At 60.2% G+C, this 12,788-nt stretch carries 13 protein-coding genes; 9 read left to right on the top strand and 4 right to left on the bottom strand.

Annotation, left to right across the window (positions count from 1 at the left end; translation table 11 throughout):
• Positions 1-2 precede the first annotated feature (2 nt).
• The 4 genes from coaE to FHS64_RS03375 are packed head-to-tail and all read right to left on the bottom strand — an operon-like array spanning position 3 to position 2,897.
• Positions 3-623 carry a dephospho-CoA kinase gene (gene coaE, locus FHS64_RS03390; RefSeq protein WP_167175653.1) on the bottom strand — a complete coding sequence of 207 codons (621 nt, stop codon included), beginning with the start codon at positions 621-623 and terminating at the stop codon, positions 3-5.
• The gene (aroE, locus tag FHS64_RS03385; protein WP_167175650.1) at positions 620-1,444 is read right to left on the bottom strand and encodes a shikimate dehydrogenase; all 825 of its coding nucleotides are present in this window, start codon (positions 1,442-1,444) and stop codon (positions 620-622) included. Before aroE ends, coaE begins: the two co-directional genes overlap by 4 nt.
• A complete protein-coding gene (locus tag FHS64_RS03380; RefSeq protein WP_167175647.1) occupies positions 1,441-2,031 on the bottom strand; it encodes a Maf family protein in 591 nt (196 codons plus the stop codon). The genes aroE and FHS64_RS03380 overlap by 4 nt, the downstream gene beginning before the upstream one ends.
• Positions 2,028-2,897 carry a pyruvate, water dikinase regulatory protein gene (locus tag FHS64_RS03375; RefSeq protein WP_167175644.1) on the bottom strand — a complete coding sequence of 290 codons (870 nt, stop codon included), beginning with the start codon at positions 2,895-2,897 and terminating at the stop codon, positions 2,028-2,030. The genes FHS64_RS03380 and FHS64_RS03375 overlap by 4 nt, the downstream gene beginning before the upstream one ends.
• A gap of 513 nt (positions 2,898-3,410) precedes the next feature.
• Here FHS64_RS03375 and hemE point away from each other — a divergent pair.
• The 9 genes from hemE to FHS64_RS03330 all read left to right on the top strand — a co-directional run bounded on the left by hemE (position 3,411) and on the right by FHS64_RS03330 (position 12,769).
• On the top strand, positions 3,411-4,445 hold the full coding sequence (gene hemE, locus FHS64_RS03370) for a uroporphyrinogen decarboxylase (protein ID WP_167175641.1): 1,035 nt from the start codon (positions 3,411-3,413) through the stop codon (positions 4,443-4,445).
• A gap of 3 nt (positions 4,446-4,448) precedes the next feature.
• Entirely contained in the window at positions 4,449-5,537 is a 1,089-nt protein-coding gene (hemH, locus tag FHS64_RS03365) for a ferrochelatase (protein ID WP_167175638.1), read from the top strand.
• A gap of 10 nt (positions 5,538-5,547) precedes the next feature.
• Entirely contained in the window at positions 5,548-6,015 is a 468-nt protein-coding gene (locus tag FHS64_RS03360) for a CopD family protein (protein WP_167175635.1), read from the top strand.
• Between the two features lie 238 nt (positions 6,016-6,253).
• The gene (gene rho, locus FHS64_RS03355; RefSeq protein ID WP_243862687.1) at positions 6,254-7,729 is read left to right on the top strand and encodes a transcription termination factor Rho; all 1,476 of its coding nucleotides are present in this window, start codon (positions 6,254-6,256) and stop codon (positions 7,727-7,729) included.
• Positions 7,730-7,794: 65 nt separating this feature from the next.
• Positions 7,795-8,034: a DUF6489 family protein gene (locus tag FHS64_RS03350; protein ID WP_167175632.1), complete on the top strand. Its 240-nt coding sequence runs from the start codon at positions 7,795-7,797 to the stop codon at positions 8,032-8,034.
• A 10-nt stretch (positions 8,035-8,044) separates the two neighbouring features.
• Positions 8,045-9,358, top strand: a complete 1,314-nt coding sequence (gene mnmE, locus FHS64_RS03345) for a tRNA uridine-5-carboxymethylaminomethyl(34) synthesis GTPase MnmE (RefSeq protein WP_167175629.1) — start codon at positions 8,045-8,047, stop codon at positions 9,356-9,358.
• Positions 9,359-9,407: 49 nt separating this feature from the next.
• Positions 9,408-11,321 carry a tRNA uridine-5-carboxymethylaminomethyl(34) synthesis enzyme MnmG gene (mnmG, locus tag FHS64_RS03340; RefSeq protein ID WP_167175626.1) on the top strand — a complete coding sequence of 638 codons (1,914 nt, stop codon included), beginning with the start codon at positions 9,408-9,410 and terminating at the stop codon, positions 11,319-11,321.
• 19 nt (positions 11,322-11,340) lie between these two features.
• Positions 11,341-11,961, top strand: coding sequence for a 16S rRNA (guanine(527)-N(7))-methyltransferase RsmG (gene rsmG / locus FHS64_RS03335; protein WP_167175623.1), 621 nt, complete (start codon positions 11,341-11,343; stop codon positions 11,959-11,961).
• Entirely contained in the window at positions 11,951-12,769 is an 819-nt protein-coding gene (locus tag FHS64_RS03330) for an AAA family ATPase (protein ID WP_167175620.1), read from the top strand. The genes rsmG and FHS64_RS03330 overlap by 11 nt, the downstream gene beginning before the upstream one ends.
• Positions 12,770-12,788 lie beyond the last annotated feature (19 nt).

Here is a 12,788-nt window from a genome sequence, read left to right as displayed (position 1 = left end):
TCTTACTGCCCCATCTGGCGCGGCGATGTCCACGCCGGATCAAGCACAGTTTTCACCACGGCCTCTACCTGACGACGGGCGCGGGCACGGCCCTTACCGGTATTGATGATGAAATCGGCGCGCTGGCGCTTTTCGACATCGGGAATCTGGCGCGACAGGATGGCGTCCAGACGTTCCTGCGTCATGCCCGGGCGCTTCAGGACACGCTGGGCCTGAACCTCGGCCGGTGCCGATACCACCACCACCGCATCGACATGGGCATCCCCGCCCGTCTCGAACAAAAGCGGAATATCCAGAACGACCAGCTTCACACCGTCCTCACGCGCCCTGGCCAGCGTATTGGCGCGGTCCATGCCCACCAGAGGGTGAACGATCATTTCCAGCGTCCCGAAGGCTTCGGGGTCCTGCCCCAGCGCCTGCGCCAACATGGAACGGTCAACGGCACCATCGACCACCGCGCTCGGAAAGGCCTCGGCGATCATATCTACCGCTGCGCCGCCCTTGTCATAGAGGCGATGCACCGCATCATCGGCATTCCAGATCATGGCCCCCATCTCGGCAAAAAAGCCTGCCGTGGTGGTTTTTCCCATGCCGATACTGCCGGTCAGGCCCAGAATAATCATTGTGTCTGTCCAAGATGCTTCAGCAGAATTGCGCGCATATCCATAAGTGGCGGGGCCAGACCATAGATGGCCTCAAAGCCCGCGCCTGCCTGACCAATCAACATGGCCAGACCGTCGACTATAATCAGGCCGCGATCCCTTGCCGCCTGAAGAAACGGCGTCACCACCGGACGATAGGTCATGTCCATCACCACCGTGTGCGATGGCAGACTCGCCAGATCAATCTCGGGCCGCACACTGAGAGCGTTAATCACAAGATCGGCTGTTTCCAGAACCGTCTCGTCATTGGCCACGCAGACGCCAGCCCCCAGATCAGCCGCCAAATCCTCGGCCCGCTGACGGGTGCGGTTTAGAATAGTCAGTCTGGCACCGGCTTGCAGCAAGGCCCCCGCAGCGGCGCGGCTGGCCCCACCGGCACCCAGCATCACCACATGGGCGCCGCTCAACGACAGGGCAGGGGCCTGTTCGGCCAGCGCATAGATGACGCCCGCGCCATCGGAGCTGTCGGCCAGAACCTGACCATCCCGAAAAGCCAGAATATTAGCCGAAGAGACCAACTTGGCGGCATGCGATACTTGGTCGGCGCAGGCAAAAGCCTGTTCCTTGAAGGGTGCGGTCACATTCACACCCGCAATCAAACCCGCCCGTCCTGCGGCCACCAGAGCGGCAAATCCGTCCGCATCCTTGGGCGCAAAAGCCACATAGGCTCCGTCGATACCGCCCGCTTCCAGCCACGCATTATGGATGACAGGACTAAGGCTGTGGCTGACCGGCTGGCCGACCACACCACCGACTTTTACGGCGCCTGTAATGCGGCTCATTTCGGCAAGGCCCCGAAGCGACGAAGCTGTTCCAGCACCAGCCAGAGCGGCATGCCCAGTACGGTGAAATAATCGCCGTCCACCTTGTCGAACAGTTGCGAACCCATGCCTTCCAGTCGGTAGGAGCCGACACAGTGCAGCAGTTCATCGCCTTCGGTGGCGATATAGGTATCCAGAAACGCATCCGAGAAATCGCGCACGCACATATGGGCCGTATCGGCATCGGCCCAGAGGATTTGCCCGCCCTTGGCCAGTGCCACACCTGAATGAAGCTGATGCGGTTTGCCACGCATATCGGCCAAACGCGCCTTGGCGGCCTCAAGGCTTGAGGCCTTGGAAACCAGACCACCATCAAAGGCTAGTGTCTGGTCGGCGCCCAGAACCACCGCATCGGGATGTTCTACGGATACCGCCAGTGCCTTGGCCTTGGCCAATTCAATGGCCAGATCGCGGGCATCCACACCGGGCAGTTTCAGCGCATCCTCGTCGATACCGGCAACCTGAATGTCAAACGACACGCCCGCATTGGCCAGCACCTCGCGGCGGGCAGCACTTTTGGATGCCAGAATTAAACGTGTCAGGCTCATGCAGGGACTCCGATACGGCGGTTACGACGGGCATTGACCAGATTGACGATGGCGGCGGCGGTCTCTTCCACCGAGCGGCGGGTTACGTCTATGACCGGCCAGCCACGACGTTCAAAGTCACGCCGTGCCTTGATGATTTCGGCGCGCACCGCATCATGATCGACATAGGCGGTTTCTTGAATCTGGTTCAGGCTATCGAGGCGGTTGCGCCGGATCTGCACCAGACGATCCGGCGAGACCGTCAGGCCGATCACCAGCGGGTTTTTCAGCTTGGTCAGGCGCTCGCCATCCTCGCTGCCCGGCACCAGAGGCACATTGGCGGCGCGGATACCGCGATGGGCCAGATAGATACAGGTCGGGGTCTTGGAGGTGCGGCTGACTCCGCACAGCACCACATCGGCCTCTTCAAGGTCCTCGGTCGAGCCCTGACCGTCATCGTGCGAGATCGCATAGTCCAGCGCGCTCATACGGTTGAAATAGCCCGTATCCAGAGTGTGCTGTGCCCCTACGCGGGTCGAGATATCGGCACCCAGATAATGGGACAAAGAGCGAACCAGAGGATCAAGCGCCCCGATCTGGGGAATGCCCAGAAGCTTGCAGCCCTTTTCCAGTTGTTCGCGCAGTTCGGGATTTACGACCGTATGCAGAACCAGACCCGGCGCATCGGCGATTTCCGACAGCACCTGCTCCATCTGCTTGTTGGAGCGAACCAGCGCATAGATATGTTCGATCGGGATCACGCGATCAAAACGCGCCACCACGGCCTTGGCCATGGCGTTCAGCGTCTCGCCGGTCGAATCCGATACCAGATGCACATGGAAATAGGTCGCCAGACGTGATGATCCGGCCGGACGGTCAGGGCTCATGACTGCTTCCTTGGCTCAATAAGCGGTTCTTGCGGTTCTAGACCCGTTCGCTAGGCGCCGACCATCCCCGCATTCTGTGGAAAAGGCAGGGCGCCAAATTCAAAACAGCGGGCGCCGAATTGGCCGCTATCGGGCGCCAACGAATTCCAAACAGAAGATCGGGCGCCAAACTTATAAACGGCGCCCCGCCCGTCAAATTGGGCGCCGGTTATCTATCCCGTCCTGTGGGCAAGATTCATTGTCCAATTTTGGCGCCAAGAGACTCACCCACAACGGCGCCCAGAGGAGAGCCCAATTGGATTGGGTGTTTCACGGGTTTTCCCCATAATCCACACACAGCCTTCAAGGGGTCTGGAATCGTTCTCGCCGCGATTAGGAAAAGATCGTCCACGGGCGGGACAACGAAAAACTGTCCCCGTCGTCCCCCGCCCTAATTCAAACCTCCAATTCTTAATTCTAATATTTTTATTTGAGATTGAGGTTGGGTCGTGTGGAGGGCTAAAGCCTTTGGTCATGAGCACTCCCCTTATGATCCAGGCTCTTCAGGGCCAGACGACATCGCGTCCTCCCGTATGGTTCATGCGTCAGGCAGGCCGTCACCTGCCCGAATATCGCGAGCTGCGGGCCAAGGCACCGGACTTCATTTCCTTCTGCCTGAATCCCGAAATGGCGGCAGAGGCGACGATGCAGCCTATGCGCCGTTACGGTTTTGATGCGGCGATCATCTTTGCCGACATCCTGCTGATCCCCGGCGCGCTGGGCCAGAAGGTCTGGTTCGAAGGTGGCGAGGGCCCCCGTCTGGGTGCCCTGCCTTCGGTCGAGGAAATGCTTGAAAAAGCCCCCCATGCCGGAGAGGCCCTTAAAACGGTCGGTGAGAGCCTGTCTCTGGTCCGCGCACAGTTGGACCCGTCAAAGACCCTGATCGGCTTTGCAGGGGCTCCCTGGACGGTTGCAACCTATATGCTGGACGGCGAAGCCCGCACGATCGGCAAGGGCGAACGCGCAGCGGCGCGGGCCTATGCCTATTCGGAGCCTCAAAAGGTCGCCGCTGTTCTGGACGCCCTGATCGAAAGCACTGCGCATTATCTGAAGATGCAGCAGGATGCGGGTGCCATGGTGCTCAAGATTTTCGAGAGCTGGGCCGAGGGCCTGCCCGACGATCTCTTTGAAACGCTGGTTCTTCGTCCGCACCAGAAACTGGTGGCCCGTGCCCGCGAACTGGGCGTGACGGTGCCGATCATGGGCTTCCCGCGCGGTTCTGCGGTTCACGCCGAACGCTATGCGCGTGAATGCGATGTCGATGCGGTGGCGCTGGATACGGCCTGTCCGCTGGAAATCGGCAAGCGCGTGCAGCAGATCAAACCTATTCAGGGCGCACTTGATCCGCTTCTTCTGCGTGTCGGTGGCGAGCAACTGGACCGCCGTGTGGACCAGTTGATGGAAGCCTGGGGCAATGGTCCGTGGGTGTTCAACCTCGGTCATGGCGTGATGCCGGATGTGCCGATTGCCCATGTCGAGCAGGTTCTGAAGCGCATCGGAGCGCAATAATCCATGTCGGTCACACCACTGAAATCGGGCTCTGGCCGCCGTATTGCGGTGGTGCTGGCCAATCTGGGCGGACCGGATGGTCCGGACTCGGTAAAGCCGTTTCTTTTCAACCTGTTCAATGATCCGGCCATTATCGGTTTGCCGGGGATTTTCAGGACGGCTCTGGCGAAACTGATTTCTTCGCGCCGTGAAAAACCGGCGCAGGAAAATTATGCGCTGATGGGGGGCGGCTCACCGCTCTTGCCTGAAACGCGTAAACAGGCCGAGGCGCTGGAAGCTCTGCTCAACAGCCAGATGCCGCATGACGAGACGCGTGTGTTTATCGCCATGCGGTATTGGCATCCGATGACAGACGAGGCCGCCCGTGCGGTCGAGGCTTTCCGGCCCGATGAAGTCGTGTTCCTGCCGCTCTATCCGCAGTATTCGACGACGACGACGGCATCCTCGCTGAAACTGTGGCGCAAGACCTATAAGGGTTCGGGGCGTCAAAGCGTGGTCTGCTGCTATCCGCAGGCTGACGGTTTCATTGCCGCACAGGCCCGCGTGATTGGTGAGGCCTTGCAAAAAGCTGAAGACAAGCCGGTTCGCGTGCTGTTTTCGGCCCATGGCATCCCGTCCAAACTGGTCAAACAGGGCGATCCCTATCAGGCGCAGATCGAGGCCACGGTTGCGGCTGTGGTGGCGCGTATGGGGTTGAGCGACTGGGCGATCTGCTATCAGTCCAAGGTCGGGCCGATGGAATGGCTGGGACCGGCAACGCCCGATGCGATTAAACAGGCCGCCGCCGATGGTGTGGGCGCGGTGGTGGTGCCGATTGCCTTTGTGTCGGAACATATCGAAACCTTGGTCGAGCTGGATATCGAATATGGCGAACTGGCCCACCAAGTCGGCTGCCATCCCTATCTGCGCGCGCCGGCGGTCGGCATTGATCCCGACTTCATCGGCGCGTTGGCGGACGAAACCTTGAAGGCTATTCAGGGTCAGCAGGCACCGCGTTGCGGAAATGGCAGTTGCGCTTGCGACAACCGTTTTGCAAAGCTTGAGACGACACAGCCTGCTATCTCTGCCAAAAACTCAGCCAGTGTGGGCTAAAGGATAGACCATGAACGCCTATGATCTGGCCCGCGGCCTGCATATTCTGGCCGTTATCGCGTGGATGAGCGGCATGCTCTATCTGCCGCGCCTCTATGCCTACGATGCCGAACAAAACGACAAGGCCGAGCCGTTACGTTCTGAAATGCAAGGGCTTTTGCGCCTTTGGCAGACGCGCCTTTTACGGATCATCATCAATCCGTCGATGATCCTGGCCTTTGTGCTGGGGCTGTGGCTGTTCTGGTTGCGTTCGGGCAATGGCGCTGACTGGTCGTTCGCCCACCAGCCGTGGATGGTGGTGAAGATTCTGGGCGTGATTGCCCTGTTCGGGTGGCACGGTTTCTTGGCCAAGAGCCGCAAGAAGATCGCCAATGGCACCTCGACCCGCTCCAGCAAGTTCTGGCGCATGAGCAACGAAATCCCCTTCCTGATTGCCATCGTCATGGTTCTGTCCGTGACGCTGGAGTGGGGCGCCTAAGGCCTTAACCGCGTATTGTGATGGCGGCGCCCCTTGACCGGCGCCGTCTATCCGTGGTTTCGCTTGTCTTGAACCGTGGGGCCGGACTGGCTGTGCGGTGCCTCTCTTTCGGTGACGCCTGCCGGTTTGGACCTGCGGGACCGCGTCATCTTCCCGTTCGGCCATTTGGCCACCCATTGCTGAGATTTATCGCCCTGCGCGCCATTACGGTTGCGTGGCGCGAGTACGAGCCCGCATTATGTCTGATACGCCAGAAAACGAAGTCGTTGAAAATGCTCAGGAACCTGTTGCTGAACGTCCGCGTCGCACTCTGAGCCTCGGTAGCAGCAAGGCTGCCGCCGTAGAGGTCGAGCAACCGGCCGAAGAAGAGGTGATCCAGAACGATTACAGCGGTGTCGACACCTCGGCTGAAGAAGACGAGGACGATGACGGCGAGCCGATGGTGCCCAATGGCCGCATCACGCTTCAGGAACTGAACGAGAAGACGCCGGAAGATCTGGTCGCCTTCGCCGAAAGCCTCGAGATCGAGAACGCCGGCAACCTGCGCAAGCAGGACCTGCTGTTTGCGATCCTGAAGACGCTGGCCGACGAAGAGGTCGAGATCATCGCCTCGGGCGTTTTGGAAATCCTGCCGGACGGTTTCGGTTTCCTGCGTAGCCCCGACGCCAACTATCTTCCGGGCCCGGACGATGTCTATGTTTCGCCGTCGCAGATCCGCCGTTTCGGCCTGCGCTCGGGCGATACGGTACATGGTGCCGTTCGTGGTCCGCGTGAGGGCGAGCGTTACTTTGCTCTGCTCAAGGTCGATACGATCAACTTCGAAGATCCGGAGATGGTCAAGACCAAGGTTCTGTTCGACAACCTGACGCCGCTCTATCCCGAAGAGCGTTTGCACATGGAAATCCAGGACCCGACGCTGAAAGACCGCTCGGGTCGTGTGATCGATATCGTCGCGCCGCTCGGCAAGGGCCAGCGCTGCCTGATCGTGGCTCCGCCGCGCGTGGGTAAGACGGTCATGTTGCAGAACATCGCCAAGTCGATCGAAAAGAACCATCCGGAAGTCTTTCTGATCGTTCTGCTGATCGACGAACGCCCCGAAGAAGTGACCGACATGCAGCGCACCGTGAAGGGCGAGGTTGTGGCTTCGACCTTCGACGAACCGGCGACGCGTCACGTCGCGGTTGCCGAAATGGTCATCGAAAAGGCCAAGCGTCTGGTCGAGCACAAGAAGGATGTTGTGATCCTGCTGGACTCGATCACCCGTCTGGGCCGTGCCTATAACGCCACTGTCCCGTCGTCGGGCAAGGTCCTGACCGGTGGTGTTGATGCCAACGCCCTGCAACGCCCGAAGCGCTTCTTCGGTGCTGCCCGTAACGTAGAGCAGGGCGGTTCGCTGACCATCATCGCCACCGCGCTGATCGACACCGGCTCGCGCATGGACGAGGTGATCTTCGAAGAGTTCAAGGGCACCGGTAACTCGGAAATCGTGCTGGACCGCAAGGTCGCCGACAAGCGCATCTTCCCGGCCATCGACGTGCTCAAATCGGGTACCCGCAAGGAAGACCTCATCACGCCGAAGGATCAACTGGCCAAGACCTATGTCCTGCGCCGTATCCTCAACCCGATGGGTCCGCAAGATGCCATCGAGTTCCTGCTCGACAAGCTGCGCCAGTCCAAGAACAATGGCGATTTCTTCCAGTCGATGAATACCTGAGTAAGCTTTGCAGTAACACCTAGGCATACCCGTGGTGTTTCACGTGAAACAATGGAGCCCGTGCGATGAAGGTCAATATCGAGATTGATTGCACTCCGGCCGAGGCCCGTGCCTTTCTGGGCTTGCCGGATGTGGCTCCGTTGAACGAACTGCTGGTGCAGGAAATGCAAAAACGCATGGCGGAAAACATGACCGCCATGCAGCCCGATGAACTGATGAAGTCCTGGACGTCTTTCGGCGTTCAGGCTCAGGACCAGTTCCGCCGCCTGATGGAAGCGGCCGTTTCGGGCCAGACCAAGGGCTAGGCTCACTTAAATGACCGACACGATTTTTGCGCTCGCGACACCTGCCGGTCGGGGGGCGGTGGCCATTATCCGCATCTCAGGCCCGGACACAGCTCAGGTGCTGGAGCGCATCGGGGCAGGGGGCGTTAAGCCGCGTCTGGCCTCGGTTCGCAATATCAAACATGACGGGCGTCTGGTCGATCAGGCCCTGATCCTGCGCTTTGTCGGCCCCAACTCCTATACGGGCGAGGACAGCGCAGAACTGCATCTGCATGGGGGACGTGCAGTGATCGAGGCGGCCAGCTTGGTGCTGATCGCCCATGGCCTGCGCCCTGCCGAAGCGGGTGAGTTTACCCGTCGAGCCTTCCAGAATGGACGTATGGACTTGGCGCAGGCCGAGGCTGTGGCCGATTTGATTGACGCCGAAACCGAGGCCCAGAAGGCGCAGGCCCTTGGCCAGTTGGACGGGGCGCTATCGCAAACCTATGCCGGTTTCCGCCGCGAACTTCTGAAGGCCCTGTCTCTGGTCGAGGCCGAAATCGACTTCCCGGACGAGGAAGTGCCCGACAATCTGGCCCGCACCGCAGGGCCGGTTCTGGATCAGCTGATGGCTGATCTGAACGCCGCACTGGCCGATTCCGACCGCGGACGTCGTGTGCGCGAGGGCTATCGCATTGTCCTGATAGGCGAGACCAATGCGGGCAAGTCCTCGCTGTTCAATGCTCTGACCGCGCGCGAAGCCGCGATTGTGACCCCTATTGCAGGGACAACCCGCGACGTTCTGGACGCCGATATTATGATCGGCGGCTATGCGGTGACCCTGTCCGATACGGCGGGTCTGCGCGACAGCGACGATGTGGTCGAGGCCGAAGGTATCCGTCGTGCACGCGCGAGGGCTGAGGGTGCTGATCTGCGTCTTTGGGTGCGCTCGCCATCGGAAACGGCCAATGATGATCCTGCGGCGCAATTCGCCAAAGCCGATGATCTTCAGGTTCTGAACAAGGCAGATCTTGGGGCGCTGGCTCCGGTTGAGGGCATGCAGCACCTAACTGTCAGCACGCAAACGGGGCAGGGGCTTGCAGAACTGCATGACTGGATCGCCGCCCGTCTGGCGCGTGATCTGTCGGGCGCAGACTTCCCCGCTGTGACCCGCGAGCGCCATCGTCGTCGTCTGGTCGAGGCTCTGTCTGGCGTTGAAGCTGGCCGCCGTGCCTTGGATATTGCGCCCGAAATGGCCGGCGATGACCTGCGCCGTGCCGCCGACAGCCTGTCGCGTGTGACAGGGGCTATCGGTGTCGAGGACATTCTGGGCGAGGTCTTTTCCAGCTTCTGTATCGGTAAATAACCGTTTCACGTGAAACCGTGATCCTTGTGGCATAGAGATTTGATGCCGGATGCATTATGTGTCCGGCATGAGTTTTACCCCGGATCACACCTTCGACGTTGTTGTCATTGGCGGCGGCCACGCCGGTTGCGAGGCCGCGACGGCTTCGGCACGCTTTGGTGCGCGCACCTTGTTGCTGAGCCAGAAGCTGGAAACCATCGGCGAGATGAGCTGCAATCCGGCTATTGGCGGCTTGGGCAAGGGGCACCTGGTGCGCGAGATCGACGCGCTGGATGGTGTCATGGGTCGCCTGGCCGATGTTTCGGGCATCCAGTTTCGGCTTTTGAACCGCTCCAAGGGCGCGGCGGTTCGTGGCCCGCGTAGCCAGATTGACCGCAAGCTTTACCGCGAGGCCATGCAGGCCGAACTGGCCCACTATCCGAACCTGACCCAGATGGCCGGTACGGCCGAAGGTCTGATCATGGATGGCGAGCGCGTGATCGGCGTCACGACCGCCAGCGGTGAAACCATCAGGGCAGGGGCCGTGGTTCTGACGACCGGCACCTTCCTCAATGGCGTCATCCATCGCGGCGACCTGCGTATTCCGGCGGGCCGTTATGGCGAAGATCCGTCTACGGGTCTGGCCGCCGATCTGCACGCTGCCGATCTGATGATGGGGCGCCTGAAGACCGGCACGCCCGCGCGTCTGGATGGCCGCACCATTGCGTGGGAGCGTCTGGAGATGCAGGCCGCGGACGAGCAGCCCGTGCCGTTCAGCTTCCTGACCGACAAGATCGAGGTGCCCCAGATCGCATGTGGTGTGACCCATACGACCGAGGAAACCCATCGCATCATCGCCGAAAATCTAGGCGAGAGTGCTGTGTATGGTGGCCACCTGTCGGGTCGCGGTCCGCGCTATTGCCCGTCGATCGAGGACAAGGTTGTCCGCTTTGCCGACAAGACCAGCCATCAGGTTTTCCTGGAGCCAGAAGGTCTGGATGACCCTACGGTCTATCCGAACGGTATTTCGACCTCGGTCTCAGATGCCACCCAGATGGCCTTCTTGCGCACCATGCCGGGGCTGGAAAATGTCGAGGTGTTCCGCTTCGGCTATGCCATCGAATATGACTATGTCGATCCGCGTGAACTGACTCCTGCGCTGGAAGTCAAAAAGCGTCCCAACCTCTATCTGGCAGGCCAGATCAACGGCACGACCGGATATGAAGAGGCGGGGGCGCAAGGCCTTGTGGCGGGCCTGAATGCGGCCCGTAAGGCGGCAGGCAATGACCCGATCATCTTCGGTCGCGACCAAGCCTATATCGGCGTGATGATCGACGATCTGGTCACGCGCGGGGTGACTGAACCCTACCGCATGTTCACCAGCCGCGCCGAATATCGCCTGACCCTGCGTGCCGACAATGCCGATATCCGCCTGACTCCGTTGGGTATCAAGGCTGGAATCGTCGGTTCTGGCCGCGAGAAGGTATGGCTGAACAAGGCAGACCGGTTATACTCGGCTAACACTGTTTCACGTGAAACACGCTTCACGCCCAAGGAAGCTGGCGAGTTGGGGATTCAGGTCAATGCTGACGGCCAGCGCCGTTCGATCCGTGATCTGCTGTCCTTCCCCTCGGTGACGCTTGAGCATTTCGTCTCTGTGAAGCCGGAGATCGCGGACTGGCCCGCCGATGTGCGTGAACAGGTCGAGATCGACGCCGTCTATGCAGGCTATCTTGACCGTCAGGCTCAAGACGCCGAGGCGCTTCGTCGCGAGGAGGGGCTAAGCCTGCCTTCCGACCTCGACTATGCCGCCATTGGTGCCTTGTCCAACGAAGTGCGCGAAAAGCTGTCCATGGTGCGTCCACTGACATTGGGGCAGGCGGGCCGTATCGAAGGCATGACGCCCGGTGCCCTGACCGCGCTTTTGGCACACGTGAAAAAGATCAAATCGGTCGAAACCGATCTGGCCACTGTCGTCGCCTGATCGCGACACCGGAGTATTTATGTCTGATCCTATTGCGGACTTCCGCGCCAAGAGCGGTGCGAGCGACCAGAATATCGCTGATCTGAAAGTCTTTCTGGATATGCTGACCGAGACGAATGCGGTGATGAACCTCGTCGGTCCCGACAGCCTGCCGGACTTCTGGAACCGCCATGCCTGGGACAGTGCCCAACTGTTGTCGCTGGAACCGGATGCCCTGACATGGGCCGATCTGGGGGCAGGGGCAGGCTTCCCCGGTGTGGTTCTGGCCATCATGCTGAAGGGCCGCGAGGGCGCGCATGTCTGGCTGATCGACAGCCTCGGAAAGCGTTGCCGCTTCCTGCAAACCGTCGTGGATGCGCTTGATCTGCCCGTTACGGTCATCAATGGCCGCGCCGAGGAACAGCAGGTCAAGGTCGAGATCGTGACGGCCCGTGCTGTCGCCGCGATGGAGAAATTACTGGGTTATGCACAGCCATACTTCCAACGTGGTGCAAAAGGCCTGTTCCTGAAGGGCGAGAAGGCCGAAGCAGAGTTGAAAGACGCTGCCGGTGTCTGGCACTTTGAAGCTGGTCTTTCTGTGTCGCGCAGTGACCCGCGCGGCCGTATCGTTTCAGTGGGGAGTTTGCGTCGTGTCCGTTAAACCGAAACCGACCCGCGTCCTTGCGGTATCGAACCAGAAGGGTGGGGTGGGTAAAACCACGACCGCCATCAATCTGGGTACTGCCCTGGCCGCCATCGGCGAAAAGGTTTTGATCGTGGATATGGACCCGCAGGGCAATGCCTCGACGGGTCTGGGTGTTCCACGTGAAACGCGCAAGATCACCATTTACGATGTCATCGTTGATGGCCGCTCGATCAATGAAACGGCGGTCGAAACGGCTGTACCGGGCCTGTTCATTGTCACGTCGGACCCCGACATGTCGGGCGTCGAGATCGAGCTGAGCCAGGCGGATCGCCGCTCATACCGTCTTCGCGATGCGCTGGAAGCACAGGCCAATGGCGATGAAAAGCCGTTCGACTATGTGCTGATCGACTGTCCGCCGTCGCTGAACCTGCTGACGTTGAACGCGATGGCTGCAGCCGATGCAGTTCTGGTGCCGCTTCAATGCGAGTTCTTCGCGCTGGAAGGCCTGACCCAGTTGATGCGCACCATCGACATGGTGAAGCAGAATCTGAACCCGTCGCTGGAAATACAAGGTCTGGTTCTGACCATGTATGATCGCCGCAATGCCCTGTCGGGACAGGTGGCGGCAGATGTCCGCGCCCACTTTGGCGACAAGGTTTACGAGAGCGTGATCCCGCGCAATGTGCGCGTGTCGGAGGCGCCGTCCTACGGCAAGCCCGCTTTAATCTACGATCTGAAATGTGCAGGCAGCCAGGCCTATTTGAAACTGGCGCGTGAAGTGGTGGCGCGTGAGCGCCAACGCCGTCAGGCTATTGCGGCCTGAAAGTAAGAACAGAAAACGG

It is taken from the genome of Brevundimonas terrae (genome assembly GCF_011761985.1).
Classification (GTDB): Bacteria; Pseudomonadota; Alphaproteobacteria; order Caulobacterales; family Caulobacteraceae; genus Brevundimonas; species Brevundimonas terrae.
This window is presented reverse-complemented; position numbering and strand designations above follow the sequence as displayed.

Bases quoted from the DNA above. Each gene is read 5' to 3' on its own strand.
- coaE (WP_167175653.1), bottom strand. From the start codon at position 623: ATGATTATTCTGGGCCTGACCGGCAGTATCGGCATGGGAAAAACCACC.
- aroE (WP_167175650.1), bottom strand. From the start codon at position 1,444: ATGAGCCGCATTACAGGCGCCGTAAAAGTCGGTGGTGTGGTCGGCCAG.
- FHS64_RS03380 (WP_167175647.1), bottom strand. From the start codon at position 2,031: ATGAGCCTGACACGTTTAATTCTGGCATCCAAAAGTGCTGCCCGCCGC.
- FHS64_RS03375 (WP_167175644.1), bottom strand. From the start codon at position 2,897: ATGAGCCCTGACCGTCCGGCCGGATCATCACGTCTGGCGACCTATTTC.
- hemE (WP_167175641.1), top strand. From the start codon at position 3,411: ATGAGCACTCCCCTTATGATCCAGGCTCTTCAGGGCCAGACGACATCG.
- hemH (WP_167175638.1), top strand. From the start codon at position 4,449: ATGTCGGTCACACCACTGAAATCGGGCTCTGGCCGCCGTATTGCGGTG.
- FHS64_RS03360 (WP_167175635.1), top strand. From the start codon at position 5,548: ATGAACGCCTATGATCTGGCCCGCGGCCTGCATATTCTGGCCGTTATC.
- rho (WP_243862687.1), top strand. From the start codon at position 6,254: ATGTCTGATACGCCAGAAAACGAAGTCGTTGAAAATGCTCAGGAACCT.
- FHS64_RS03350 (WP_167175632.1), top strand. From the start codon at position 7,795: ATGAAGGTCAATATCGAGATTGATTGCACTCCGGCCGAGGCCCGTGCC.
- mnmE (WP_167175629.1), top strand. From the start codon at position 8,045: ATGACCGACACGATTTTTGCGCTCGCGACACCTGCCGGTCGGGGGGCG.
- mnmG (WP_167175626.1), top strand. From the start codon at position 9,408: ATGCATTATGTGTCCGGCATGAGTTTTACCCCGGATCACACCTTCGAC.
- rsmG (WP_167175623.1), top strand. From the start codon at position 11,341: ATGTCTGATCCTATTGCGGACTTCCGCGCCAAGAGCGGTGCGAGCGAC.